General features: G+C 54.4%; 28 protein-coding genes. 16 read left to right on the top strand and 12 right to left on the bottom strand.

Features of this window, described 5'->3' with window-relative positions; translation table 11 throughout:
• Positions 1-41: 41 nt before the first annotated feature.
• Genes lptB through OKF39_RS20890 form a run of 6 tightly spaced genes read right to left on the bottom strand, consistent with a single transcriptional unit; the run spans position 42 to position 4,427 of the window.
• Positions 42-767 carry an LPS export ABC transporter ATP-binding protein gene (gene lptB / locus OKF39_RS20915; protein WP_028014570.1) on the bottom strand — a complete coding sequence of 242 codons (726 nt, stop codon included), beginning with the start codon at positions 765-767 and terminating at the stop codon, positions 42-44.
• Between the two features lie 6 nt (positions 768-773).
• Positions 774-1,328 (bottom strand): lipopolysaccharide ABC transporter substrate-binding protein LptA, encoded by a 555-nt coding sequence (gene lptA / locus OKF39_RS20910; RefSeq protein WP_028014569.1) that lies wholly within the window; start codon positions 1,326-1,328, stop codon positions 774-776.
• A complete protein-coding gene (gene lptC / locus OKF39_RS20905; RefSeq protein ID WP_028014568.1) occupies positions 1,297-1,872 on the bottom strand; it encodes an LPS export ABC transporter periplasmic protein LptC in 576 nt (191 codons plus the stop codon). Before lptC ends, lptA begins: the two co-directional genes overlap by 32 nt.
• Complete coding sequence (gene kdsC, locus OKF39_RS20900) at positions 1,869-2,435, bottom strand: 3-deoxy-manno-octulosonate-8-phosphatase KdsC (protein WP_025756695.1); 567 nt, start codon at positions 2,433-2,435, stop codon at positions 1,869-1,871. The genes lptC and kdsC overlap by 4 nt, the downstream gene beginning before the upstream one ends.
• A gap of 14 nt (positions 2,436-2,449) precedes the next feature.
• Positions 2,450-3,436 carry an arabinose-5-phosphate isomerase KdsD gene (gene kdsD, locus OKF39_RS20895; protein WP_028014567.1) on the bottom strand — a complete coding sequence of 329 codons (987 nt, stop codon included), beginning with the start codon at positions 3,434-3,436 and terminating at the stop codon, positions 2,450-2,452.
• 13 nt (positions 3,437-3,449) lie between these two features.
• A complete protein-coding gene (locus OKF39_RS20890) occupies positions 3,450-4,427 on the bottom strand; it encodes a calcium/sodium antiporter (protein ID WP_028014566.1) in 978 nt (325 codons plus the stop codon).
• Positions 4,428-4,654: 227 nt separating this feature from the next.
• Here OKF39_RS20890 and mlaF point away from each other — a divergent pair, with 227 nt between their 5' ends.
• From mlaF to murA, 7 genes are all read left to right on the top strand, one after another.
• Complete coding sequence (mlaF, locus tag OKF39_RS20885) at positions 4,655-5,467, top strand: phospholipid ABC transporter ATP-binding protein MlaF (protein ID WP_028014565.1); 813 nt, start codon at positions 4,655-4,657, stop codon at positions 5,465-5,467.
• A gap of 7 nt (positions 5,468-5,474) precedes the next feature.
• On the top strand, positions 5,475-6,257 hold the full coding sequence (mlaE, locus tag OKF39_RS20880) for a lipid asymmetry maintenance ABC transporter permease subunit MlaE (RefSeq protein WP_028014564.1): 783 nt from the start codon (positions 5,475-5,477) through the stop codon (positions 6,255-6,257).
• 4 nt (positions 6,258-6,261) lie between these two features.
• Positions 6,262-6,810, top strand: a complete 549-nt coding sequence (gene mlaD / locus OKF39_RS20875; RefSeq protein WP_041911946.1) for an outer membrane lipid asymmetry maintenance protein MlaD — start codon at positions 6,262-6,264, stop codon at positions 6,808-6,810.
• Positions 6,811-6,827: 17 nt separating this feature from the next.
• Positions 6,828-7,463, top strand: coding sequence for a phospholipid-binding protein MlaC (mlaC, locus tag OKF39_RS20870; RefSeq protein WP_049136841.1), 636 nt, complete (start codon positions 6,828-6,830; stop codon positions 7,461-7,463).
• Entirely contained in the window at positions 7,463-7,756 is a 294-nt protein-coding gene (mlaB, locus tag OKF39_RS20865) for a lipid asymmetry maintenance protein MlaB (protein WP_028014561.1), read from the top strand. Before mlaC ends, mlaB begins: the two co-directional genes overlap by 1 nt.
• Positions 7,757-7,882: 126 nt before the next feature.
• Entirely contained in the window at positions 7,883-8,137 is a 255-nt protein-coding gene (gene ibaG / locus OKF39_RS20860) for a BolA family iron metabolism protein IbaG (RefSeq protein ID WP_008501458.1), read from the top strand.
• A 50-nt stretch (positions 8,138-8,187) separates the two neighbouring features.
• Complete coding sequence (gene murA, locus OKF39_RS20855) at positions 8,188-9,447, top strand: UDP-N-acetylglucosamine 1-carboxyvinyltransferase (protein WP_028014560.1); 1,260 nt, start codon at positions 8,188-8,190, stop codon at positions 9,445-9,447.
• Between the two features lie 61 nt (positions 9,448-9,508).
• Here the strand turns inward: murA and sfsB are convergent, their stop codons facing one another.
• Both sfsB and ispB read right to left on the bottom strand, forming a co-directional pair.
• Positions 9,509-9,796, bottom strand: coding sequence for a DNA-binding transcriptional regulator SfsB (gene sfsB, locus OKF39_RS20850; RefSeq protein WP_028014559.1), 288 nt, complete (start codon positions 9,794-9,796; stop codon positions 9,509-9,511).
• A 230-nt stretch (positions 9,797-10,026) separates the two neighbouring features.
• Positions 10,027-10,998, bottom strand: a complete 972-nt coding sequence (ispB, locus tag OKF39_RS20845) for an octaprenyl diphosphate synthase (RefSeq protein WP_028014558.1) — start codon at positions 10,996-10,998, stop codon at positions 10,027-10,029.
• A 257-nt stretch (positions 10,999-11,255) separates the two neighbouring features.
• Between ispB and rplU the strand changes: the two genes are divergently transcribed.
• From rplU to cgtA, 4 genes are all read left to right on the top strand, one after another.
• A complete protein-coding gene (rplU, locus tag OKF39_RS20840) occupies positions 11,256-11,567 on the top strand; it encodes a 50S ribosomal protein L21 (protein ID WP_003025032.1) in 312 nt (103 codons plus the stop codon).
• A gap of 19 nt (positions 11,568-11,586) precedes the next feature.
• A complete protein-coding gene (gene rpmA, locus OKF39_RS20835; RefSeq protein WP_004385076.1) occupies positions 11,587-11,844 on the top strand; it encodes a 50S ribosomal protein L27 in 258 nt (85 codons plus the stop codon).
• Between the two features lie 95 nt (positions 11,845-11,939).
• Complete coding sequence (locus OKF39_RS20830) at positions 11,940-12,905, top strand: DMT family transporter (RefSeq protein ID WP_479983327.1); 966 nt, start codon at positions 11,940-11,942, stop codon at positions 12,903-12,905.
• 15 nt (positions 12,906-12,920) lie between these two features.
• Positions 12,921-14,093 carry an Obg family GTPase CgtA gene (cgtA, locus tag OKF39_RS20825; RefSeq protein WP_479983326.1) on the top strand — a complete coding sequence of 391 codons (1,173 nt, stop codon included), beginning with the start codon at positions 12,921-12,923 and terminating at the stop codon, positions 14,091-14,093.
• Positions 14,094-14,126: 33 nt separating this feature from the next.
• On the opposite strand, the gene pmrB is transcribed toward cgtA, so the two are convergent.
• Genes pmrB through dacB form a run of 3 tightly spaced genes read right to left on the bottom strand, consistent with a single transcriptional unit; the run spans position 14,127 to position 17,265 of the window.
• Positions 14,127-15,170, bottom strand: a complete 1,044-nt coding sequence (gene pmrB, locus OKF39_RS20820; protein ID WP_041907874.1) for a two-component system sensor histidine kinase PmrB — start codon at positions 15,168-15,170, stop codon at positions 14,127-14,129.
• Positions 15,167-15,829, bottom strand: coding sequence for a two-component system response regulator PmrA (gene pmrA / locus OKF39_RS20815; RefSeq protein WP_028014555.1), 663 nt, complete (start codon positions 15,827-15,829; stop codon positions 15,167-15,169). Before pmrA ends, pmrB begins: the two co-directional genes overlap by 4 nt.
• 2 nt (positions 15,830-15,831) lie before the next feature.
• Entirely contained in the window at positions 15,832-17,265 is a 1,434-nt protein-coding gene (dacB, locus tag OKF39_RS20810) for a serine-type D-Ala-D-Ala carboxypeptidase (protein WP_479983325.1), read from the bottom strand.
• A 228-nt stretch (positions 17,266-17,493) separates the two neighbouring features.
• Between dacB and greA the strand changes: the two genes are divergently transcribed.
• Positions 17,494-17,970: a transcription elongation factor GreA gene (gene greA / locus OKF39_RS20805; protein WP_006812122.1), complete on the top strand. Its 477-nt coding sequence runs from the start codon at positions 17,494-17,496 to the stop codon at positions 17,968-17,970.
• Between the two features lie 152 nt (positions 17,971-18,122).
• Here greA and yhbY read toward each other — a convergent pair whose 3' ends face one another.
• Positions 18,123-18,416 (bottom strand): ribosome assembly RNA-binding protein YhbY, encoded by a 294-nt coding sequence (gene yhbY / locus OKF39_RS20800; RefSeq protein WP_003861814.1) that lies wholly within the window; start codon positions 18,414-18,416, stop codon positions 18,123-18,125.
• Positions 18,417-18,543: 127 nt separating this feature from the next.
• Between yhbY and rlmE the strand changes: the two genes are divergently transcribed.
• The 4 genes from rlmE to glmM all read left to right on the top strand — a co-directional run bounded on the left by rlmE (position 18,544) and on the right by glmM (position 23,484).
• Positions 18,544-19,170: a 23S rRNA (uridine(2552)-2'-O)-methyltransferase RlmE gene (gene rlmE, locus OKF39_RS20795; RefSeq protein ID WP_003861812.1), complete on the top strand. Its 627-nt coding sequence runs from the start codon at positions 18,544-18,546 to the stop codon at positions 19,168-19,170.
• Between the two features lie 102 nt (positions 19,171-19,272).
• Positions 19,273-21,207: an ATP-dependent zinc metalloprotease FtsH gene (gene ftsH / locus OKF39_RS20790; RefSeq protein WP_013098921.1), complete on the top strand. Its 1,935-nt coding sequence runs from the start codon at positions 19,273-19,275 to the stop codon at positions 21,205-21,207.
• Between the two features lie 98 nt (positions 21,208-21,305).
• The gene (gene folP, locus OKF39_RS20785) at positions 21,306-22,154 is read left to right on the top strand and encodes a dihydropteroate synthase (protein ID WP_014885377.1); all 849 of its coding nucleotides are present in this window, start codon (positions 21,306-21,308) and stop codon (positions 22,152-22,154) included.
• Positions 22,147-23,484: a phosphoglucosamine mutase gene (gene glmM, locus OKF39_RS20780; protein ID WP_041907881.1), complete on the top strand. Its 1,338-nt coding sequence runs from the start codon at positions 22,147-22,149 to the stop codon at positions 23,482-23,484. The genes folP and glmM overlap by 8 nt, the downstream gene beginning before the upstream one ends.
• The last annotated feature ends 50 nt before the right edge of the window (positions 23,485-23,534 follow it).

Here is a 23,534-nt window from a genome sequence, read left to right as displayed (position 1 = left end):
AGCATTTTTCTCCGGTTCGGCGTTACGTTACCTCTACCCTATCAGAGTCTGAAGTCTTCCCCAAGATAGACGCGCTTAACATGATCGTCTTCGAGGATCTGCTGCGGCGTACCGTGAGCGATCAGATTGCCCTGGCTCACGATATACGCGCGTTCACATACCGCCAGCGTTTCACGAACGTTGTGGTCTGTGATCAGCACGCCAAGTCCGCTGTCACGCAGATGCTCGATAATGCGTTTAATGTCGATAACGGAGATCGGGTCAACGCCCGCAAACGGTTCATCCAGAAGGATAAACTTCGGATTGGCGGCCAGCGCGCGCGCAATCTCAACACGACGGCGTTCCCCCCCGGACAAGGCCTGGCCCAGGCTGTCGCGCAGGTGTTCGATATGAAACTCTTCCATCAGCTCGTTGGCGCGATCCTGACGCTGTTCGTTGGTCAGGTCGTCGCGAATTTGCAGGACCGCCATCAGGTTATCAAAGACGCTCAGACGACGAAAAATAGAGGCTTCCTGCGGCAGATAGCCGATGCCACGGCGCGCGCGCGCGTGCAGCGGCAGCAGGCTGATATCTTCATCGTCAATAATAATGTTGCCGGCATCGCGCGGCACAATACCCACCACCATGTAGAAGGTGGTGGTTTTACCCGCACCGTTCGGGCCAAGCAGGCCCACAATTTCGCCGGAGTTGACGGTCAGACTGACATCTTCTACGACACGACGGCCCTTATAGGCCTTCGCGAGATTTTTTGCAGTTAATGTTGCCATAGCGAATTAGTTACTCTTCTTCTGTGCCGGGGCCTGGCCCTTGCCTTTGTCCTGCAGCTGCGACGGAACCAGCACGGTGGTTACGCGTTTGCCTTTCTCGCTGGAGGCCTGCATTTTTTGCTCTTTCACCAGATAGGTAATCTGGTCACCGGTAATATTGCTGTCCAGCTGTTCCAGATACGCGTTTCCGGTCAGGATGACCAGGTCCTTCGCCAGCTCATAGTGCATATGCGAGGCGTGGCCCTTCACCGGCTTGCCGTTGTCCTGCATCTGGTAGAAGGTGGCCGGGTTGCCGTAACCATCAATGATCTCTTTGCCCTGCTCGCCGCCCGGACGGGTAACGACCACTTTATCGGCGTTAATTTTGATGGTCCCCTGAGTCATGACGACGTTACCCGTGAAGGTGACGACGTTACCCTGCATATCGAGAGACTGAGTGTCGGACTCGATATGGATCGGCTGGTCGGTATCGCCCGTTACAGCAAGCGCGGGGAGACTGGCCGCCAGCATCGCGCTGGCGATAATTACTTTAAGGCTGAGTTTGTTTGTTTTGAATTTCATAGGAGGTTCTAACCTTTTCAATCAGCTCGGCGTTCTTGCTGCGTAAGTTCCCGCGCATTCTTAAACCGCTGGAATTAAATGTTGTGCCATACAGTGTGACCAGATCCTGCGACGTCACGTCCTGGGTTACCAGGTTGATCTGGGCATTATCCGTCGTAATTTTTCGCAGTTGCGAGTCAGCGGTCAGGGCGTTGACTTCAACGTGGCCATACAGATAAAGCATACGGTCATTTGTCAGTTTGGCCCGATCTGACTTAATTGACCACGTCGGCACTTTGTCTTTATCGAAAGTGGTCATGACAGGTTGGGTAAACCACGAAACGCCGTCATCGGAAAAGTATTCAACGTGCTGGGCAATCAGGCGATAATTCAGCGCACCTTCCGGGCTATAGACCACGGTGTCGCTGTGATCGCTTTTATAGGTTGGATCGTTATTGTTGACGACTTCCGTTTGCGTATCGTCGCGATCGGCAAGGTTCACGCCAATCAATACCAGTGCGACAAGCGAAAGCAGAATGATAACCCAACGTCTGGTTTTACTCATATCGATTGCCCTTTGGCTTCATCAAGCTTGCCCTGCGCCAGCAGAAGCAGATCGCAGACTTCACGGACGGCACCCCGGCCACCGTTGATGTGGGTAACGTAGTCAGCGCGCGGGATCAACAGCGGATGAGCATCAGCAACCGCGATGCTGAGACCGACTTCAGCCATCACCGGCCAGTCAATCAGGTCGTCCCCGACGTAGGCCACGTTTTCCGGTGCGATAGCCAGTTTACCCAGTAAATCATTGAACGCTGCCATCTTATCGGATTGACCCTGGTAAAGATGGGTAATGCCTAAGGTTTCACAGCGGTCTTCTACCAGTTTAGCTTTTCGTCCGGTGATGATAGCAACCTCAATACCCGAGGTGAGCGCACAGCGGATACCGTAGCCGTCGCGAACGTTAAACGCTTTCAGCTCTTCACCATTATTGCCCATGTAAATCAGGCCATCGGAAAGTACGCCATCCACATCCAGAATGAGCAGACGAATATTTTCCGCCTTTGCCATCATCTGGGTACTGACCGGACCATAACAGGTTGCAAGGGATGCACCCGCATTACTCATTGTCTTATCCTTTATTACACTACGCCAGCGCGCAGCAGATCATGCATATGTACCACACCCAGCAACTGGTCGCCATCGGCAACCATAACGGAGGTGATATGGCGGGACTGCATCAGGTTCAGCACATCCACGGCCAGCGTTCCCGGACGCACGCGAATGCCGCCTGGCGTCATCACATCGGCAATGCCGAGCGTGCGGACATCTACACCCATGTCGAACACGCGACGCAGGTCGCCATCGGTGAAGATCCCCTGAATTTTCATCAGATCGTCGCACACGACCGTCATACCCAGATTCTTACGGGTGATTTCCAGCAGCGCATCACGCAGGGAGGCTTCTTTGCTGACGTGAGGGATCTCATCCCCGGTGTGCATAATATCGTTTACCCGCAGCAGCAGCTTGCGCCCCAGCGCGCCGCCCGGATGGGAGAGCGCGAAATCTTCCGGCGTAAAACCGCGGGCTTCAAGCAGCGCGACGGCAAGCGCATCGCCCATGACCAGCGCGGCGGTGGTGCTGGACGTTGGTGCCAGGCCGAGCGGGCAGGCCTCTTTCGGTACTTTAACGCACAGATGAATATCGGCTGCACGCGCCATGCTACTTTCCGGACGGCTGGTCATGCAAATCAGCGGCACCTGCAGACGCTTCAGTACGGGGATCAATGCCAGAATTTCATTGGACTCACCGGAGTTGGACAGCGCGATAACGACATCCTGCGGCGTGACCATCCCCAGGTCGCCGTGCGCGGCTTCCCCCGGGTGTACAAAGAAGGACGAGGTTCCGGTGCTGGCAAACGTTGCCGCCATTTTGCGCCCAATGTGGCCGGACTTGCCCATCCCCATCACCACGACTTTCCCGGCACAGTAGAATATCTTCTCACATGCCAGACTAAAATCCTGATTAATGTACTGATCTAACTGCGCCAGACCTTCACGTTCAATCTCCAGAACCTCTTTGCCTGCTTTCTGAAAGTCAAAACCCGGCTGCAATTCTATTTGCGACATAATGCGTTTCCGTTTACCCAGAGAGAAGAGGCGAGAGCCAGTACAGCATCGCCATCCATACGATAAATCCACCCGTCAGCAGCGCGCCTGCGCCTTTGCCGATCTGGCGTTGCCGCCGCCAGCAGAGCAGGGCAAATATCACGCTGACCAGCAACATCACCCCGTAATCGCGTGAAAACGCCAGAGGATTAAACGGCCCCGGCGTAATCAGAGCCGGCAGGCCCATGACAATCGCGATATTAAATATATTGGAGCCGATGATATTACCAATGGCGATGTCATCTTCCCCTTTACGCGCCCCCGCAATGGCGGTGGCCAGCTCCGGCAGGCTGGTGCCGATAGCAATAACCGTCAGGCCAATCGTCAGTTCGCTCATGGCAAAATAGTTCGCCAGTACCGTCGCGTTATCCACGACCATGCGCGTTGCCATCGGCATGATAATCAGCGCAACGCCAAGCCAGAGGAGGGCGACCGGCAGCGTGCCTTCCCGCGGGAGTTCGGCAACCTGTTCACGCGTCAGGCTATCCTGACCCTGTTTTTCCGCCTGGCGGGCAATTTTAACACTATACAGTAACCAGATGACGGCCAACGCCAGCAGGAAAATGCCGTCGCTATAGCTCAATACGCCATCATAAAATACGCACCCTGCCAGCAGGCTTACGACTAACATTAGCGGCAATTCACGGCGCAGAACATCAGAATGCACGCGAAATGGATGGAGCAGTGCCGCAAGGCCCAAAATCAGTAATATATTGACGATGTTAGAGCCAATCGCGGTGCCAATTGCCAGGTCTAACTGACCATGCAGCGACGCCGAGACGGAGACGATGATTTCAGGAAGTGACGTGCCAACGCTGACCACGGTCATCCCGATGACTACAGGCGGTACACCCGTCAGGCGACACAGGATAGATGCAGCAAAGACTAAACGGTCAGCACTGTAGACCACTAACAGTAAACCAATGATTAACAGTGCTGTTGCTAAAAGCATCAAAAGTCCTTTCTTCAGGTATACTTGTCGGTCCATCGCGCGGGAATGGCTGGACTGCATACGGTCTGAGGCGTAACGAATTCCTAATTTTGACTTTATGCGCCGGAAAAGTAAAACAAATGCCAGCTTTCGCTAACCTCAACGGCTAATATTCTGTAAAAATGCGGGGTTAAGGGCTGATTCAGGCTGCACGTCTTAACGTGAGCAGGGTAAGAAAGGAACTATAAATGAGCCAAACGATGGCGAATATCGTAGATGTCCGCGGTGTGAGTTTTTCTCGCGGCAATCGACTGATATTCGATGATATTTCGTTGACCGTACCGCGTGGCAAAATCACCGCCATCATGGGGCCGTCCGGGATCGGTAAAACGACCCTCCTGCGCCTTATTGGTGGTCAGATTCCACCGGATAGCGGTGAAATCCTCTTCGATGGCGAAAACGTCCCGGAGATGTCGCGCTCGCGCCTGTATACTGTCCGCAAACGTATGAGTATGCTCTTTCAGTCGGGGGCGTTGTTCACCGACATGAACGTCTTTGATAACGTGGCCTATCCGCTGCGCGAGCATACCAGCCTGCCGCCTGAGCTGCTGAAAAGCACGGTGATGATGAAGCTTGAAGCTGTGGGGTTGCGGGGAGCCGCGAAGCTAATGCCTTCGGAGCTGTCCGGCGGGATGGCGCGCCGCGCCGCGCTGGCGCGAGCCATTGCATTAGAGCCCGATTTAATCATGTTCGACGAACCGTTCGTCGGGCAGGATCCCATCACGATGGGCGTGCTGGTAAAGCTCATCTCTGAACTGAACAGCGCGCTCGGCGTCACCTGTATCGTGGTGTCTCACGATGTACCGGAAGTGTTGAGCATTGCCGATTACGCCTATATCGTGGCGGACAAAAAGATCGTTGCACACGGCAGCGCCCAGGCGCTGCAGGAAAATTGCGATCCACGCGTGCGGCAGTTCCTCGACGGTATTGCTGACGGACCCGTACCGTTCCGCTACCCGGCGGGCGATTATCGTGACGATTTACTGGGAATAGGGAGTTAAGCCACTCATGCTGTTAAATGCGTTGGCCGCTCTCGGACACCGTGGCATAAAAACCATCAGGACGTTCGGGCGTGCCGGATTGATGTTATTCAACGCGCTGGTCGGCAAGCCGGAGTTTAGCAAGCACGCCCCTCTGCTGGTGCGTCAGCTTTATAATGTCGGCGTGCTGTCGATGCTCATCATTATTGTTTCCGGTCTGTTTATCGGCATGGTGCTGGGGCTGCAGGGCTACCTTGTTCTGACAACCTACAGTGCGGAAACCAGCCTCGGAATGCTGGTGGCGCTTTCGCTGCTGCGCGAATTGGGTCCGGTTGTGGCGGCACTGCTGTTTGCCGGACGCGCTGGGTCGGCATTAACGGCTGAGATTGGCCTGATGCGTGCGACCGAGCAGCTCTCCAGCATGGAAATGATGGCGGTCGATCCGCTGCGTCGCGTGATCTCGCCGCGTTTCTGGGCGGGGGTGATCTCGCTCCCGCTACTGACTATTCTGTTTGTCGCCGTGGGGATCTGGGGCGGTTCGCTGGTTGGGGTCCACTGGAAAGGCATCGATGCCGGCTTCTTCTGGTCTGCGATGCAGGACGCCATCGACCTGCGAATGGATCTGGTTAACTGCCTGATTAAAAGCGTGGTGTTTGCCATTACGGTCACCTGGATTGCATTGTTCAATGGTTACGATGCTATCCCGACGTCGGCGGGCATTAGCCGTGCAACAACACGTACTGTCGTACATTCGTCGCTGGCCGTACTGGGCCTGGATTTTGTGCTCACCGCACTGATGTTTGGGAATTGAGTTCATGCAAACGAGAAAAAATGAAATTTGGGTCGGCGTTTTCCTGCTGCTGGCGCTGCTGGCGGCGCTGTTTATCTGCCTGAGAGCGGCAGATATTACGTCTGTGCGCACCGAGCCGACGTATCGCATCTATGCCACGTTCGATAACATCGGCGGGCTGAAGGCGCGTTCACCGGTCCGCATTGGCGGTGTGGTGATCGGCCGCGTATCTGACATTACGCTCGATGAGAAAACGTATCTGCCGCGCGTCGCGATGGATATCGAAGAACGTTACAACCACATTCCGGACACCAGCTCCCTTTCTATCCGTACTTCCGGCCTGCTGGGTGAACAATATCTGGCACTTAACGTCGGCTTTGAAGATCCTGAGCTGGGAACGACTATCCTTAAAGACGGTAGCGTTATCCAGGATACGAAGTCCGCGATGGTGCTGGAGGACATGATTGGTCAGTTCCTTTACAACAGTAAAGGGGATGATAAAAAGTCTGACGATGCCCCTGCGCAGAGTGAAGACCATACCAACGTTGCGCCGACCCCTGGTGCTGCGAATTAATTCAGGAGAAGTCATTCATGTTTAAACGACTGTTAATGGTTGCCATGCTGGTCATTGCCCCTCTCACTGCGGCACATGCTGCGGATCAGAGCAACCCGTACAAACTGATGAACGAAGCTGCGAAGAAAACCTTCGACCGTCTCAAAAACGAACAGCCAAAAATTCGCGCGAATCCTGACTATCTGCGTGACGTGGTTGACCAGGAACTGCTGCCGTATGTGCAGATCAAATATGCGGGAGCGCTGGTGCTCGGCCGCTATTACAAAGACGCCACCCCGGCGCAGCGTGAGGCCTATTTTGCCGCATTCCGTGAATACCTGAAGCAGGCGTATGGTCAGGCGCTGGCGATGTACCACGGTCAGACCTATCAGATCGCCCCGGAGCAGCCGCTGGGTGATGCGACCATCGTGCCTATTCGCGTAACGATCATCGATCCTAACGGCCGTCCGCCGGTGCGCCTGGATTTCCAGTGGCGTAAAAACAGCCAGACCGGCCACTGGCAGGCGTATGACATGATCGCCGAAGGGGTGAGCATGATCACCACTAAACAAAACGAGTGGAGCGACCTGCTGCGCACCAAGGGCATTGATGGCCTGACCGCACAGCTGCAGTCCATTGCTCGTCAGAAAATTACCCTGGACGAGAAGAAGTAATGTCGCAGCAACTCCGCTGGTCGCGTGAAGGTGAGACGTTAAGGCTGTCCGGTGAGCTGGACCAGGATCTGCTGAACCCACTGTGGGATAAACGCCAGGAAGCGATGCAGGGCGTGACGCTTATCGACTTAACCGACGTCACGCGGGTGGATACGGCAGGCGTTGCGCTGCTCGCCCATCTGGTTGCCGTGGGCAAAAAGCAGGGAACAAGCGTCATGCTTCATGGCGCGAGTGACAATGTCGTTACCCTTGCGCAACTCTACAATCTGCCTCAGGACGTACTGCCTCGTTAATATTTTCAGTGCGTTACTTCCGAAAGCCCTGACAGTTTCATCGTCGGGGCTTTTTGCTTGTTTAAGACGACGCCACTTTGCTCTAAGATGTTGGGCTTGTTTTCACTATCAGATGATTAAGAGCCCATGGAAAATCATGAAATCCAGACAGTGCTGATGAATGCACTCTCCCTTCAGGAAGCCCACGTCACTGGCGATGGCAGTCACTTCCAGGTTATTGCTGTGGGTGAGATGTTCGACGGTATGAGCCGTGTGAAGAAGCAGCAGGCTGTGTACGCGCCGCTGATGGAATATATTGCGGATAACCGCATCCACGCCCTGTCGATTAAAGCGTTCACCCCGCAAGAGTGGGCACGCGATCGCAAACTAAACGGTTTTTGAGCTGAGGGCGACAGGCCCGCAGCACGGTTGAATTTATAAGAGAGCACACAATGGATAAATTTCGTGTACAGGGGCCAACGCGTCTCCAGGGCGAAGTCACAATTTCTGGCGCGAAGAACGCCGCGCTGCCAATCCTCTTTGCTGCGCTGCTCGCGGAAGAGCCGGTAGAAATTCAGAACGTACCGAAGCTGAAAGATATCGACACGACCATGAAGTTGCTCACCCAGTTGGGCACTAAAGTTGAGCGCAACGGTTCCGTCTGGATCGACGCCAGCAACGTGAACAACTTCTCTGCGCCTTACGATCTGGTTAAAACCATGCGTGCATCTATCTGGGCGCTTGGCCCGCTGGTGGCACGTTTCGGTCAGGGTCAGGTTTCGCTGCCGGGCGGTTGCGCCATCGGCGCGCGTCCGGTTGACCTGCATATCTTTGGCCTGGAGAAACTGGGCGCAGAGATCAAGCTGGAAGAGGGTTACGTTAAGGCCTCCGTCAACGGTCGTCTGAAAGGCGCGCACATTGTCATGGACAAAGTGAGCGTAGGCGCTACCGTCACCATCATGTCTGCGGCAACGCTGGCAGAAGGTACCACCATCATCGAAAACGCCGCGCGCGAACCGGAGATCGTGGATACCGCCAATTTCCTCGTGGCGCTGGGCGCGAAGATTTCCGGCCAGGGTACTGACCGCATCACCATTGAAGGCGTTGAGCGTCTGGGCGGCGGTGTGTATCGCGTTCTGCCGGACCGTATCGAAACCGGCACCTTCCTGGTGGCTGCGGCGATCTCTGGCGGTAAGATTGTCTGCCGTAATGCACAGCCAGACACTCTGGATGCCGTTCTGGCGAAGCTGCGTGAAGCGGGTGCCGATGTTGAAACCGGTGAAGACTGGATCAGCCTCGACATGCACGGCAAGCGTCCTAAAGCGGTGACCGTGCGTACGGCTCCGCATCCGGCATTCCCGACCGATATGCAGGCACAGTTCACTCTGCTGAACCTGGTTGCCGAAGGAACCGGTGTGATTACCGAGACGATTTTCGAAAACCGTTTTATGCACGTACCTGAACTGATCCGTATGGGTGCACATGCTGAGATCGAAAGTAACACCGTGATTTGCCATGGCGTTGAGAAACTGTCCGGTGCTCAGGTAATGGCAACGGATCTGCGCGCGTCTGCAAGCCTGGTGCTGGCGGGCTGTATCGCGGAAGGCACAACGGTGGTGGATCGTATTTATCACATCGATCGTGGCTATGAACGTATTGAAGACAAACTGCGCGCGCTGGGTGCCAATATCGAGCGTGTGAAGGGCGAGTAATCGTTCCGGCAGCCCCCTGCCAGAAATGACCGGGGGGTTGCTATTCCTGTCAAAAAAACCGTTATCCCTGCGGTTCTGTTTTTGCTTTTCTCTGGCGCATCATGCGCGTTCTGTCGATAAATTCATGAGTAACAGGATCGTGATAACGTGAAGGCCAGATCACCCACGGGTGCGTCTCCAGCGCCGTCGCGATAATCAATTCTCCCTTTGGCCAGGGGCGGGTCAGGGCGTTGGCCAGGGTGGAAGAACTCAGACCATGGCGGCGGGACTCTGCTGCAAGTGACGTACCTCTTTTGCGCAGTGCCGCAATGATATCTGCCGTATGCCAGTCGATAAATTTCGTATCCATAACGCTGTCCTTAAGTTCGGATTCACCTACGCCGTTTCTTCTGAAACGACTGGCTTACTATACTCATTTCGACTTCTTGTTCTAAAAAGTTCGCGTTACTTGAAGGGATATTCAGAATAAGACATGGCTTTATTCATGCGGGCTCTAACCCGATTCATTTACATGAATGCGGAATTTACTGGTGCGTTTTTGAACCTCCCCGCGATGGATACGGGGAGGTGGGGGCAAGATTAACGGTCGCGTTGAACAGCGATGTGGGCAAGACCAATCAGGGCATCGCGCCATGGGCTGTCTGGAATAACCTGGAGAGCTTCGATGGCTTTGTCAGCCTCTTCTTCAGCACGCTGGCGGGTCCATTCCAGCGAGCCGCAGATGGCCATCGTTTCCAGTACAGGTTCCAGAAGATGGCGACCATTTCCCTGTTCGATCGCTTCACGGATCATTTTCGCCTGGTCAGCCGTTCCGTTACGCATCGCGTGAAGCAGCGGCAGGGTCGGTTTGCCTTCATTCAGGTCATCGCCAACGTTTTTGCCGAGCGTTTCGCCGTCCGCGCTGTAGTCCAGCAAATCATCAATCAGCTGGAAGGCGGTACCCAGATAGCGCCCATAATCCTGCAGTCCTTTTTCCTGCGCCTCGGAACAGCCAGCCAGGATGCCGGAACACTGGGCGGCCGCTTCAAACAGGCGCGCTGTTTTGCTGTAGATAACGCGCATGTAGTTTTCTTCGGTGATATCGGGGTCATTGACGTTCATCAGCTGCAGCACTTCGCCTTCAGCGATGACGTTGACGGCTTCGGACATCACCTCGAGCACTTTCAGAGAGCCCAGGCTGGTCATCATCTGGAAGGCGCGGGTATAGATAAAGTCCCCGACCAGAACGCTGGCGGCGTTCCCGAAGGCAGCGTTTGCCGTGGCTTTGCCACGACGCATATCGGATTCATCCACAACATCGTCATGCAGAAGCGTCGCGGTGTGAATAAATTCGATCAGCGCGGCGATCGTCACGTGGGCATTTCCCTGATAGCCAACGGCTCTGGCAGCCAGAATGGCAATCATCGGGCGAATGCGTTTACCGCCGCCGCTGACAATGTAATAGCCCAACTGATTGATCAGCTGAACGTCAGAGTTGAGTTGCTCCAGGATTGCTGCATTTACACCCGCCATATCTTGCGCGGTTAACTCGTTGATTTTTTCTAAATTCATCGCAAAAGCCGGGCTTTTTATCCTGTTGATCCCATCTTCAATGGGGTAACGAAGGGTTTCGGTTTATCAATAGTAGTGCTGATTGTACTGAAAAAACGGCTCAGATAAACGTTACCGTACGTGTTGTGTTTTTTTTCTTCATGTATTGACGGTAGCACTTGTCAAAGGCTCGCGTTTTGCGTAATATTCGCGCCCTATTGTGAATATTTATAGCGCACTCTGATTCATACGAGGACGTGCGCGGAAGCGGAGTTTATATGTACGCGGTTTTCCAAAGTGGTGGTAAACAACACCGAGTAAGCGAAGGTCAGACCGTTCGCCTGGAAAAGCTGGACATCGCAACTGGCGAATCTGTTGAGTTCGCAGAAGTTCTGATGATCGCAAACGGTGAAGAAGTCAAAATCGGCGTTCCTTTCGTTGATGGCGGCGTTATCAAAGCTGAAGTTGTTGCACACGGTCGTGGCGAGAAAGTTAAAATCGTTAAGTTTCGTCGTCGTAAACACTACCGTAAGCAGCAGGGCCACCGTCAGTGGTTCACTGATGTGAAAATTACTGGCATCAGCGCCTAAGACCTGAGGAGAGATTTAAATGGCACATAAAAAGGCTGGCGGCTCCACACGTAACGGTCGCGATTCAGAAGCTAAACGCCTGGGCGTTAAGCGTTTCGGTGGCGAATCCGTTCTGGCGGGTAGCATCATCGTTCGTCAACGTGGTACCAAATTCCACGCTGGTAACAACGTAGGTTGCGGTCGTGACCACACTCTGTTTGCTAAAGCAGACGGTAAAGTGAAATTTGAAGTTAAAGGCCCGAACAACCGTAAATACATCAGCATCGTTGCTGAGTAAGGTTTTCTCGGTCCGGTAACGGATTAAAGCCCCGCAACGTGTTGCGGGGCTTTTTACATTGGAAACCCGGAAAATTTTCTGTAGGGAAAACGGGCATGAAGCAGCAGGCCGGCATTGGTATTCTTTTGGCGCTCACGACCGCAATGTGCTGGGGTGCGCTGCCAATTGCAATGAAGCAGGTACTGGAAGTGATGGAGCCGCCTACGGTGGTCTTTTATCGCTTCCTGATGGCAAGCATTGGTCTCGGGACCATCCTTGCAGTTAAAGGCAAGCTTCCACCGCTACGGCTCTTCCGCAAACCTCGATGGCTGGTGTTACTGGCCATTGCGACGGGCGGTCTGTTCGGTAACTTTATCCTGTTCAGCTCTTCCCTGCAGTATTTGAGCCCTACGGCGTCTCAGGTGATTGGTCAGCTTTCGCCTGTGGGCATGATGGTCGCGAGCGTGTTCATCCTCAAAGAGAAGATGCGCGGGACGCAGATTATCGGGGCAAGCATGCTGCTATGCGGCCTGGTGATGTTCTTCAACACCAGCCTGATCGAGATTTTTACCCGGCTTACGGACTACACCTGGGGCGTGATCTTCGGCGTGGGTGCAGCAACGGTCTGGGTGAGCTATGGCGTCGCGCAAAAGGTGTTATTGCGTCGCCTGGCCTCACAGCAGATCCTTTTTTTGCTGTACACTTTGTGTACAGTGGCATTATTGCCGTTAGCGAAGCCGGGCGTCATTACCCAGCTGAGCGACTGGCAACTGGCGTGCCTCATTTTTTGTGGGCTTAACACGCTGGTCGGTTATGGCGCGCTGGCGGAAGCGATGGCGCGCTGGCAGGCAGCACAGGTGAGCGCATTGATCACGCTTACCCCGCTGTTTACGCTGTTATTTTCAGATTTGTTATCAATCGCCTGGCCCGATGTCTTCGTCAGACCGATGCTCAACCTGTTGGGCTATCTCGGTGCGTTTGTCGTGGTTGCGGGCGCGATGTATTCCGCCATTGGTCATCGTCTTTGGGGACGTTGGCGCAAAAATGAAGCGGTCGTAGTAGTCCCCCGCTCAGGCGAATGAGTTACGGAGAGTAAAATGAAGTTTGTTGATGAAGCGACGATACTGGTCGTGGCAGGTGATGGCGGTAACGGTTGTGTAAGCTTCCGCCGTGAAAAATATATTCCTCGTGGCGGCCCTGACGGCGGTGACGGTGGCGATGGTGGTGACGTGTGGCTGGAGGCGGATGAAAACCTCAACACGCTGATCGACTACCGCTTTGAAAAATCCTTCCGCGCAGAACGCGGACAGAACGGCCAGAGCCGTGACTGTACCGGTAAACGCGGTAAAGACGTGACCATTAAGGTTCCGGTTGGTACGCGCGTTATCGATCAGGGCACCGGTGAAACCATGGGCGATATGACCAAACACGGTCAGCGCCTGATGGTGGCGAAAGGCGGCTGGCACGGTCTGGGTAACAGCCGTTTCAAATCTTCCGTTAACCGTACCCCGCGTCAGAAAACGATGGGTACCCCGGGTGATAAGCGCGATCTGCAGCTGGAGCTTATGCTGCTGGCAGACGTGGGTATGCTGGGTATGCCAAACGCAGGTAAATCTACGTTCATTCGCGCCGTCTCTGCGGCCAAGCCAAAAGTAGCGGACTATCCGTTTACCACGCTGGTACCAAGCCTCGGCGTTGTCCGTATGGATAACGAGAAGAGCTTCGTCGTGGCTGATATCCCAGGCCTGATTGAAGGCGCTGCGGAAGGGGCTGGCCTGGGTATTCGCTTCCTGAAGCACCTTGAGCGTTGCCGCGTACTGCTGCACCTCATCGACATCGATCCGATCGACGGTTCCGATCCGGTTGAAAACGCCCGTATCATTATCGGTGAGCTGGAAAAATACAGCGAAAAACTGGCGAGTAAGCCACGCTGGCTGGTCTTCAACAAGATCGACCTGATGGATAAAGCGGAAGCCGAAGCGAAAGCCAAAGCGATTGCCGAAGCAATGGGCTGGGAAGATAAATACTACCTTATCTCCGCGGCAAGTCAGGTTGGCGTGAAAGATCTCTGCTGGGATGTGATGACCTTCATCATCGATAACCCTGTCGTTCAGGCTGAAGAAGCGAAACAGCCAGAAAAAGTCGAATTCATGTGGGATGACTACCACCGCCAGCAGCTCGAAGAGCTGGAAGCGGAAGAGGAAGACGACTGGGACGATGACTGGGATGAAGACGACGAAGAAGGCGTCGAGTTCATCTACAAGCACTAATGTCTGTCCAAAGCCCCCATCAGGGGGCTTTTTTCATTCCAGCGTTGAGGGCAGCCAGCAGCTTGCTATCAGGCCGCCTTCAGCACCATTCTCCAGCATCAGCTTACCGTGATGAAGCTGCAGGATGCGCTGTACGATACTCAGGCCAAGGCCGCTGCCGCCGTAACGCTGATCGAGGCGACGGAACGGCTCCGTGATCGACTGTCGATGCGCTTCGTCAATACCAGGCCCCTGATCGATAACGCTGAGCTGCGTACCGCCTTCGACCTCGGTAAGCGTCACGGTAATCGTGGTGCCTGTCGGGCTGTAGCGCCCGGCATTCTCCAGCAGGTTGCGCAGCATCAGCCGCAGCAGTACCGCGTCTCCCTGAACCGTGAGCGCGCTTTTAGCAGGCCAAATCACCGTATGCTCTTTGGCTTCATGCTCAAGACCAAGAGGCGTGATAATGGTGTCCGTCCAGTTGATGGTTTCATAGTGGCCGCTCGCCATTGCCTGTCCTGCACGGGCCAGCATCAGCAGTTGCTCAACGGTGTGCATTAGCTGGTCAATACGGCTGATGAGCGTCGTGGCCTGCGTAGAGCCTGACTGGGCCATGAGCTCCAGATGGAGCCTGATTCCGGCAAGAGGCGTTCGCAGTTCATGGGCGGCGTCAGCCGTGAAGAGACGCTCCTGCTGAATGGTACTGTCCAGCCTGGCGAGTAGCTGATTGAGCGAGGTGGTAACGGCGCCGATTTCTTCCATGTCGGAATACATAGGAAGTGGGGTTAGGTTATCCGCCGAACGGTTAGCCAGGCTCACGCGCAGTTTGTTCAGCGGTCGGGTTATCCAGGTGACCGCCCAGAACGAGAAAAACAACGTAAACCCAACCATCACCAGGGAAGGAACCAGCAGCGAGGCAATCGCTTCGCGTATCTCTTTCTCGACGTGGTTGTTACGCGATTTTGCCGACAGCGTTTCGTTCACCAGAAAGCCAATCTGCTCGCGGCTTTCGTGCCACAACCAAATGACGCTTATCAGCTGGAAAAATAACAGAATGACCGCCAGCAACACCATTAATCGCCGACGCATGCTGTTCATTTCTGGCTCTCCAGGCGGTAGCCAACGCCGCGGACGGTTTTAATCCGGTCTTTGCCGAGCTTACGACGCAGGTTGTGGATGTGGACTTCCAGGGTATTTGACCCCGGATCGTCCTGCCAGGAATAGATATCCTGCTGAAGGGTTTCTCTGTGTACCGTTTGTCCGCTTCGCATGATCAGACGCGTCAGCAAGGCGAACTCTTTTGGTGTGACTTCAACGGGCTGTGACTGGCGCAATACCTGTTGGGTTTGCAGATTCAGGGTAATGTCCCCGTCGGTTAGTAAGTTATCACTATGGCCCTGATAACGGCGTATTAACGCTCGCACCCGAGCCTGAAGTTCTGCAAGCGCAAAGGGCTTCACCAGATAATCATCGGCGCCAGCATCAAGGCCGGTAATACGATCTTCAATGGCGTCGCGTGCCGTCAGGATTAACACCGGATTGGCGATGCCCCGGCGACGCCACTGGGTAAGCAACGTCGCGCCGTCTTTGTCCGGCAAGCCCAGGTCAAGGATCACCAGGCTGTATTCGCCGCTCTGGATCAGGGCATCTGCTTCTGCCGCGGTGCCGGCACAGTCCAGGGCATAGCCTTCATTGGCGAGTCCCAGAGCCAGTCCTTCCTGTAATAACAGATCGTCTTCAACTATAAGTAGTTTCATCGCTAGTTATTCTGGTAGATGTCTTTATAAAGCCTGCTTTCGAAGCGAACCAGTGGAATACGGCGGTTGCGCTGGTCGGTCGGTTCGACGGCATAGCCGGAAAGATACTGCACGAATGCCATGCGCTGTCCGCTGGCGGTCGTGATGAACCCTGCCAGGTTATACACCCCCTGCAGTGAACCTGTTTTCGCGGAGACTTTGCCATCCACACCTGCCGCGTGAAGCCCGGCGCGGTATTGCAGCGAACCGTCGTGTCCGGCAAGCGGCAGCATTGAGATAAAGTTTAGCTCAGTGTCATGTTGTGCAATGTACTGAAGCACCTGCATCATGGTGGCTGGGGCAATCAGGTTATGACGCGATAATCCTGAACCATCAACGGCGATAGTATTACCCAGATCGATCCCCGCCTGCTGGCGCAGGATCTGACGAACAGCGTCTGAGCCCGCGCGCCAGGTTCCCGGCACGCCGAAACGCGCGTGGCCAATCATGCGGAACACGGTGTCGGCAATCATGTTGTCAGACTTTTTCAGCATAATTCGCAGCAAATCGTGCAGCGGTGGCGACTGTTTGCTGGCAATGACCGTTCCGGGCTGGTTGACCTGCGTCTGGCGTAGCAGCGTGCCGGAGTAGGTTATTCCCGCCTGCTTCAGCTCATCCTTGAGAATCGCACCCGCATAGCTTGCGCCATCCTGAATCGCGAAGGCCAGCGGCAGGGGATCGGCGCGCTGCGTCAGGCAGCCGGTGAGGGTGTAGCGGTTAAGATCGCCAGGCACCACGTCCAGTTCGCAGTACTGGGCATCAGGGGAGCCTTTAGCCAGCGTTCGCACCTGGCTAAACATGGTCACCGGATAGTAAGATGCCACGCGAATGAACGCTAAATCATCTGGCTTGGGCGCGCTGTAAAGGGAGATCGAGAAGCAGTTGCGGTCAACAATCGCGGCGGCTGGCGGGGCGCTAAAGCACTGCGTCATGTCGTTCCACGGCCAGCCTGGTGCTTTATCGTGGCTGGCAAAAATGGAGGTATCGATCAGCACGTTGCCATCGATTTTTGTCACGCCGGATTTTTTCAACACCGCTACCATGTTGCGGATATCCTGGCGCTTAAAGGTGGGATCGCCACCGAAACGGGCGATAAGATCGCCTTTTAGTTCGCCACCGTCGACGTTACCTTTGGTTTCAAGCGTGGTGGTAAAACGGAAGTCAGGCCCGAGTTGGAGCAGGGCGGCGAGGGCAGTGATCACCTTCTGGGTACTGGCAGGCAGCGCCATCTGTTGACTGTGATAGTCAATCTCGGGAGCCTGTGTGCCAACCTTCTGCACCATCAGGGCGAGGTTCGCGCCTGCGGGGAGCTGATTAATGTACTCATCAACATTCGCGGCCTGGGCGGTGAACGTTATACTGGTAGTCAATCCGATGATAAAACTGGAAAATCGCATAATCTCGCGCTAACAACCCGAAAACAAACCGTCATACTACGGTGCATGGCACTGCAAAGTAAACGATGACCCATAGTGAACTTCGCGGTAAAATGCGTATCAAATTGAAAAATTGCTGCTGACCTGGGGCGTCGCTCCCGGGTCGGTTTTCTTTTTGCTTCTTGCCCGCTTCGGGGGGCAGGAGCAGGGAACACTGCTCCCAACAGGAATGTTTAAGAGGTATAACAAATGCAAGCTATTCCGATGACCTTACGTGGTGCCGAAAAACTGCGCGAAGAGCTGGATTTCCTGAAATCCGTGCGTCGCCCTGAAATCATCGCCGCTATCGCGGAAGCCCGTGAGCATGGCGACCTGAAAGAGAATGCTGAATACCATGCGGCGCGCGAGCAGCAGGGTTTCTGTGAAGGGCGCATTAAAGATATCGAAGCGAAACTGTCTAATGCGCAGGTTATCGATATCACCAAAATGCCTAACAACGGTCGCGTGATCTTTGGTTCTACCGTCAGCGTTCTGAACCTCGACAACGATGAAGAGCAAACCTATCGCATCGTGGGCGATGATGAAGCAGACTTCAAACAGAACCTGATTTCGGTGAACTCACCCATTGCTCGCGGCCTGATTGGCAAAGAGCAGGACGATGTTGTCACCATCCGCACCCCTGGCGGTGAAGTGGAATACGAAATTATCAAGGTTGAATACCTGTAATTCGCTTCTCTACTAAGATGTTGATACATTGTAAAGAAAAGAAAAAGGCCGCATAGCGGCCTTTTATCAACTCAAGGAGCATGGCATTTTGCTGAGCCTGCTGAAAGAAATCCCTCGTTTCACACAGAAAATGTGATTGATTCAGGATATCCTTAGCGTGGCAGCGAGATTTTACGCTCTTTAGATGGGCGATAGAGCACCAGCGTTTTACCGATGACCTGTACATTACAGGCGCCGGTTTCGCGCACGATGGCTTCCACGATCAGGTTTTTAGTGTCTCTGTCTTCAGAGGCGATTTTCACCTTGATCAGCTCGTGGTGTTCCAGCGCTTGTTCAATCTCGGCAAGCACCCCTTCGGTCAAACCATTGTTGCCAAGCATGACTACAGGCTTGAGCGGATGTGCCAGACCTTTAAGGTGCTGTTTTTGTTTAGTACTCAGATTCATCGTATATTTTTGCTTACGTTGGGATTGAAAACGGTTCATTCTACCGCCATCTCCCTTATATCGCCAAATAGCTGCGTAGAAATTTACGTCACAGGCAAGCAACGATGAACCAGGACGGAAATGTTAAATGACAGGTAAAAAGCGTTCTGCCAGTTCCAGCCGCTGGCTTCAGGAACACTTTAGCGATAAATATGTTCAACAGGCACAGAAAAAGGGGTTACGTTCCCGTGCCTGGTTTAAACTTGATGAAATACAGCAAAGTGACAAACTTTTTAAGCCGGGGATGACGGTTGTCGACCTCGGTGCGGCACCTGGCGGATGGTCCCAGTATGCGGTAACGCAGATCGGCGGAACGGGCCGAATCATCGCGTGCGATCTTTTACCAATGGATCCCATCGTTGGTGTCGACTTCCTTCAGGGCGACTTTCGTGATGAATTAGTGCTGAAAGCGTTACTTGATCGTGTTGGTGACAGTAAGGTCCAGGTTGTCATGTCGGATATGGCACCAAATATGTGCGGAACACCGGCGGTGGATATCCCCCGCGCCATGTATCTGGTGGAGCTAGCGTTAGAAATGTGTCGTGATGTACTAGCGCCTGGTGGTAGTTTTGTTGTGAAGGTGTTTCAGGGCGAAGGTTTCGAGGAGTATCTTAAGGAAATTCGCTCCCTGTTTGCGAAGGTCAAAGTTCGTAAGCCGGACTCTTCCCGGGCCCGTTCCCGTGAAGTGTATATTGTAGCGACCGGGCGAAAATGATAACCGGGAGATTTCAGACGAAAGTTTGAATGAAACTGGATATAGAGTATCCTGACGCTGTTTTTAACACAGTTGTAATATGAGGTTAATCCCTTGAGTGACATGGCGAAAAACCTAATACTCTGGCTGGTCATTGCCGTTGTGCTGATGTCAGTATTCCAGAGCTTTGGGCCCAGCGAGTCGAATGGCCGCAAGGTGGATTATTCTACCTTCCTGCAAGAGGTCAATCAGGACCAGGTTCGCGAAGCGCGTATCAACGGACGTGAGATCAACGTTACCAAGAAAGATAGTAACCGTTACACGACTTACATCCCGGTGAACGATCCTAAGCTGCTTGATAACCTTCTGACCAAAAACGTCAAAGTGGTAGGCGAGCCGCCAGAAGAACCAAGCCTGCTGGCTTCTATCTTCATTTCCTGGTTCCCGATGCTACTTCTTATCGGCGTCTGGATCTTCTTTATGCGCCAGATGCAGGGCGGCGGTGGCAAAGGTGCCATGTCGTTCGGTAAGAGCAAGGCGCGTATGTTGACGGAAGACCAGATCAAGACCACGTTTGCTGACGTCGCCGGTTGTGACGAAGCAAAAGAAGAAGTGGGTGAACTGGTTGAATACCTGCGCGAGCCGAGCCGTTTCCAGAAACTGGGCGGTAAGATCCCGAAAGGCGTCCTGATGGTAGGCCCTCCGGGTACCGGTAAAACCCTGCTGGCGAAAGCCATCGCGGGTGAAGCGAAGGTGCCGTTCTTTACTATTTCAGGTTCTGACTTCGTTGAAATGTTCGTGGGTGTCGGTGCATCTCGTGTGCGTGACATGTTCGAGCAGGCCAAGAAGGCAGCACCGTGCATCATCTTTATCGATGAAATCGACGCCGTAGGCCGCCAGCGTGGCGCGGGCCTGGGCGGTGGTCACGATGAGCGTGAGCAGACCCTGAACCAGATGCTGGTTGAGATGGACGGCTTCGAAGGTAACGAAGGTATTATCGTTATCGCGGCGACTAACCGTCCGGACGTACTTGACCCTGCGCTGCTGCGTCCAGGCCGTTTCGACCGTCAGGTTGTTGTCGGTCTGCCGGATGTTCGTGGTCGTGAACAGATTCTGAAAGTGCACATGCGTCGCGTACCGCTGGCGCCAGATATCGACGCGGCCATCATTGCGCGCGGTACCCCGGGCTTCTCCGGTGCGGACCTGGCTAACCTGGTCAACGAAGCTGCACTGTTTGCCGCTCGCGGTAACAAGCGCGTGGTCTCCATGGTTGAGTTCGAGAAAGCGAAAGACAAAATCATGATGGGTGCGGAACGTCGCTCCATGGTGATGACGGAAGCGCAGAAAGAGTCCACGGCTTACCACGAAGCGGGTCACGCGATTATCGGTCGCCTGGTGCCGGAACACGATCCGGTACACAAGGTAACGATTATTCCGCGCGGCCGTGCGCTGGGTGTGACCTTCTTCCTGCCTGAGGGCGACGCGATCAGCGCCAGCCGTCAGAAGCTGGAAAGCCAGATTTCGACCCTGTACGGCGGTCGTCTGGCAGAAGAGATCATCTACGGTCCAGAACATGTTTCTACCGGTGCGTCGAACGACATTAAAGTGGCGACAAACCTGGCGCGTAACATGGTGACTCAATGGGGCTTCTCCGACAAACTCGGTCCGCTGCTGTATGCAGAGGAAGAGGGTGAAGTATTCCTGGGCCGCTCCGTAGCGAAAGCAAAACATATGTCCGATGAGACGGCACGTATCATCGACCAGGAAGTGAAAGCGCTGATTGAACGTAACTACGGTCGCGCGCGTCAGATCCTGAACGACAATATGGACATTCTGCATTCGATGAAAGATGCGCTCATGAAATATGAGACCATCGATGCACCGCAGATTGACGACCTGATGGCTCGCCGCGAAGTGCGTCCGCCAGCAGGCTGGGAAGACCCAGGCGCTTCCAACAATTCTGACAACAATGGTACCCCGCGCGCGCCGCGTCCGGTCGATGAACCGCGTACGCCAAACCCGGGCAACACCATGTCAGAGCAGTTGGGCGACAAGTAAGTCACTGCTGTTGAAGCGTTTGTCTGTACCCCAAACCCTGGAGCTTGCTCCGGGGTTTTTCTTTTCCGTTAAACCATACTAAAACCAGGGATTTAACCATGAAACTCTTCGCCCAGGACTCGCATCTCGATCTTTCACATCCGCACGTGATGGGGATCCTGAATGTTACCCCTGACTCCTTCTCTGACGGCGGCACGCATAACACGCTTATCGACGCGGTTAAGCACGCAAATCTAATGATCAACGCGGGTGCCACCATCATTGATGTGGGCGGTGAATCGACGCGTCCCGGCGCGGCAGATGTTTCGGTGGAAGAAGAGCTGGCGCGCGTGGTGCCGGTGGTTGAGGCAATCGCGCAACGTTTCGAGGTGTGGATCTCCGTCGACACGTCCAAACCAGAAGTGATCCGTGAAGTGGCGAGAGTGGGTGCTCACATTATTAATGATATCCGCTCGCTGACCGAACCGGGTGCGATCGAGGCCGCTGCAGAAACCGGCCTGCCGGTATGCCTGATGCACATGCAGGGGCAACCGAAAACTATGCAGGAAGCGCCGAAGTATGATGATGTCTTTGCCGACGTGAATCGCTTCTTTATTGAGCATATTGAACGCTGTGAGCGTGCAGGCATCCCAAAAGAGAAATTGCTGCTCGACCCGGGGTTCGGTTTCGGTAAAAATCTCTCACACAATTATGCGTTGCTTGCGCGCTTATCGGAATTTCATCACTTTGGTCTGCCGCTGCTGGTGGGTATGTCGAGAAAGTCGATGATTGGCCAATTGCTTAATGTAGGACCGAGCGAGCGCCTGAGTGGCAGCCTGGCCTGCGCGGTAATTGCGGCGATGCAAGGCGCGCACATTATCCGTGTCCATGACGTCAAAGAAACAGTAGAAGCCATGCGTGTGGTGGAAGCCACACTGGCAGCGAAGGAAAACAAACGCTATGAGTAACCGTAAATATTTTGGTACCGATGGTATCCGTGGGCGCGTAGGCGATGCTCCAATTACCCCTGATTTTGTTCTGAAGCTCGGCTGGGCTGCCGGCAAGGTACTGGCGCGTCATGGCTCACGTAAGATCATTATTGGTAAAGATACCCGTATTTCGGGCTATATGCTGGAATCTGCGTTGGAAGCGGGTCTGGCAGCGGCAGGGCTTTCAGCCTCTTTTACTGGCCCAATGCCAACGCCTGCTGTAGCCTACCTTACGCGCACCTTCCGCGCGGAAGCGGGAATTGTGATTTCGGCGTCTCATAACCCGTTCTACGACAACGGCATCAAGTTCTTCTCCATTGACGGCACCAAGCTGCCGGATGAGGTGGAAGAGGCCATTGAAGCCGAAATGGAAAAAGAGATCACCTGTGTTGATTCCGCCGAGCTGGGTAAAGCGAACCGTATCGTCGATGCGGCGGGTCGTTATATCGAATTCTGCAAAGGCACCTTCCCGAACGAGCTGAGCCTGGCGCATCTTAAAATAGTGGTGGACTGTGCGAACGGTGCGACCTATCACATTGCGCCGAATGTCTTCCGCGAGCTGGGTGCGAAAGTGATCGCCATCGGCTGCGAGCCGGATGGTCTGAATATTAACGAAGAAGTCGGGGCGACGGACGTGCGCGCCCTGCAGGCGCGTGTGCTGGCGGAAAAAGCCGATCTGGGTATTGCCCTGGACGGCGACGGTGACCGCGTGATCATGGTTGACCACGAAGGTAATAAAGTCGACGGCGATCAGATCCTCTACATCATTGCCCGTGAAGGCCTGCGCCAGGGTCAGCTGCGCGGCGGTGCGGTAGGGACGCTGATGAGTAACATGGGGCTGGAGCTGGCGCTGAAACAGCTCGGTATTCCGTTTGTTCGCGCGAAAGTGGGCGACCGCTACGTGCTGGAAAAATTGCAGGAGAAGGGCTGGCGTATCGGTGCTGAGAACTCCGGTCACGTGATCCTGCTCGATAAAACCACTACCGGTGACGGCATTGTGGCGGCGCTTCAGGTGGTTGCCGCGATGGCGCGCAACCATATGAGCCTGCACGATCTGTGCAGCGGGATGAAAATGTTCCCGCAGATCCTGGTGAACGTGCGTTTCACTGCGGGTAAAGGCGATCCGCTGGAAAATGACAACGTGAAAGCGGTGATGGCTGAGGTTGAAGCGGCCCTGGGCAGCCGTGGGCGCGTGCTGCTGCGTAAGTCTGGTACCGAACCGCTGATCCGCGTGATGGTGGAAGGCGAAGACGAAGCGCAGGTCACCGAATTTGCGCACCGAATTGCGGATGCCGTAAAAGCTGCATAATCTTGCATGCTAAATGTTTAAAAAGGCGGCGTTTGCCGCCTTTGTTTTAA

Source organism: Enterobacter cloacae complex sp. HYC042_NIDB (assembly GCF_056673315.1).
The sequence above is the reverse complement of the archived record's forward strand: the minus strand, read 5'-3'. Positions and strand labels throughout refer to the sequence as shown.

Bases quoted from the DNA above. Each gene is read 5' to 3' on its own strand.
- kdsD (WP_028014567.1), bottom strand. From the start codon at position 3,436: ATGTCGCAAATAGAATTGCAGCCGGGTTTTGACTTTCAGAAAGCAGGC.
- ftsH (WP_013098921.1), top strand. From the start codon at position 19,273: ATGGCGAAAAACCTAATACTCTGGCTGGTCATTGCCGTTGTGCTGATG.
- cgtA (WP_479983326.1), top strand. From the start codon at position 12,921: ATGAAGTTTGTTGATGAAGCGACGATACTGGTCGTGGCAGGTGATGGC.
- murA (WP_028014560.1), top strand. From the start codon at position 8,188: ATGGATAAATTTCGTGTACAGGGGCCAACGCGTCTCCAGGGCGAAGTC.
- lptA (WP_028014569.1), bottom strand. From the start codon at position 1,328: ATGAAATTCAAAACAAACAAACTCAGCCTTAAAGTAATTATCGCCAGC.
- mlaF (WP_028014565.1), top strand. From the start codon at position 4,655: ATGAGCCAAACGATGGCGAATATCGTAGATGTCCGCGGTGTGAGTTTT.
- mlaB (WP_028014561.1), top strand. From the start codon at position 7,463: ATGTCGCAGCAACTCCGCTGGTCGCGTGAAGGTGAGACGTTAAGGCTG.
- mlaE (WP_028014564.1), top strand. From the start codon at position 5,475: ATGCTGTTAAATGCGTTGGCCGCTCTCGGACACCGTGGCATAAAAACC.
- kdsC (WP_025756695.1), bottom strand. From the start codon at position 2,435: ATGAGTAATGCGGGTGCATCCCTTGCAACCTGTTATGGTCCGGTCAGT.
- pmrA (WP_028014555.1), bottom strand. From the start codon at position 15,829: ATGAAACTACTTATAGTTGAAGACGATCTGTTATTACAGGAAGGACTG.
- yhbY (WP_003861814.1), bottom strand. From the start codon at position 18,416: ATGAATCTGAGTACTAAACAAAAACAGCACCTTAAAGGTCTGGCACAT.
- ispB (WP_028014558.1), bottom strand. From the start codon at position 10,998: ATGAATTTAGAAAAAATCAACGAGTTAACCGCGCAAGATATGGCGGGT.
- lptB (WP_028014570.1), bottom strand. From the start codon at position 767: ATGGCAACATTAACTGCAAAAAATCTCGCGAAGGCCTATAAGGGCCGT.
- dacB (WP_479983325.1), bottom strand. From the start codon at position 17,265: ATGCGATTTTCCAGTTTTATCATCGGATTGACTACCAGTATAACGTTC.
- mlaD (WP_041911946.1), top strand. From the start codon at position 6,262: ATGCAAACGAGAAAAAATGAAATTTGGGTCGGCGTTTTCCTGCTGCTG.
- folP (WP_014885377.1), top strand. From the start codon at position 21,306: ATGAAACTCTTCGCCCAGGACTCGCATCTCGATCTTTCACATCCGCAC.
- OKF39_RS20830 (WP_479983327.1), top strand. From the start codon at position 11,940: ATGAAGCAGCAGGCCGGCATTGGTATTCTTTTGGCGCTCACGACCGCA.
- mlaC (WP_049136841.1), top strand. From the start codon at position 6,828: ATGTTTAAACGACTGTTAATGGTTGCCATGCTGGTCATTGCCCCTCTC.
- OKF39_RS20890 (WP_028014566.1), bottom strand. From the start codon at position 4,427: ATGCTTTTAGCAACAGCACTGTTAATCATTGGTTTACTGTTAGTGGTC.
- rplU (WP_003025032.1), top strand. From the start codon at position 11,256: ATGTACGCGGTTTTCCAAAGTGGTGGTAAACAACACCGAGTAAGCGAA.
- pmrB (WP_041907874.1), bottom strand. From the start codon at position 15,170: ATGAACAGCATGCGTCGGCGATTAATGGTGTTGCTGGCGGTCATTCTG.
- glmM (WP_041907881.1), top strand. From the start codon at position 22,147: ATGAGTAACCGTAAATATTTTGGTACCGATGGTATCCGTGGGCGCGTA.
- rpmA (WP_004385076.1), top strand. From the start codon at position 11,587: ATGGCACATAAAAAGGCTGGCGGCTCCACACGTAACGGTCGCGATTCA.
- ibaG (WP_008501458.1), top strand. From the start codon at position 7,883: ATGGAAAATCATGAAATCCAGACAGTGCTGATGAATGCACTCTCCCTT.
- sfsB (WP_028014559.1), bottom strand. From the start codon at position 9,796: ATGGATACGAAATTTATCGACTGGCATACGGCAGATATCATTGCGGCA.
- lptC (WP_028014568.1), bottom strand. From the start codon at position 1,872: ATGAGTAAAACCAGACGTTGGGTTATCATTCTGCTTTCGCTTGTCGCA.
- greA (WP_006812122.1), top strand. From the start codon at position 17,494: ATGCAAGCTATTCCGATGACCTTACGTGGTGCCGAAAAACTGCGCGAA.
- rlmE (WP_003861812.1), top strand. From the start codon at position 18,544: ATGACAGGTAAAAAGCGTTCTGCCAGTTCCAGCCGCTGGCTTCAGGAA.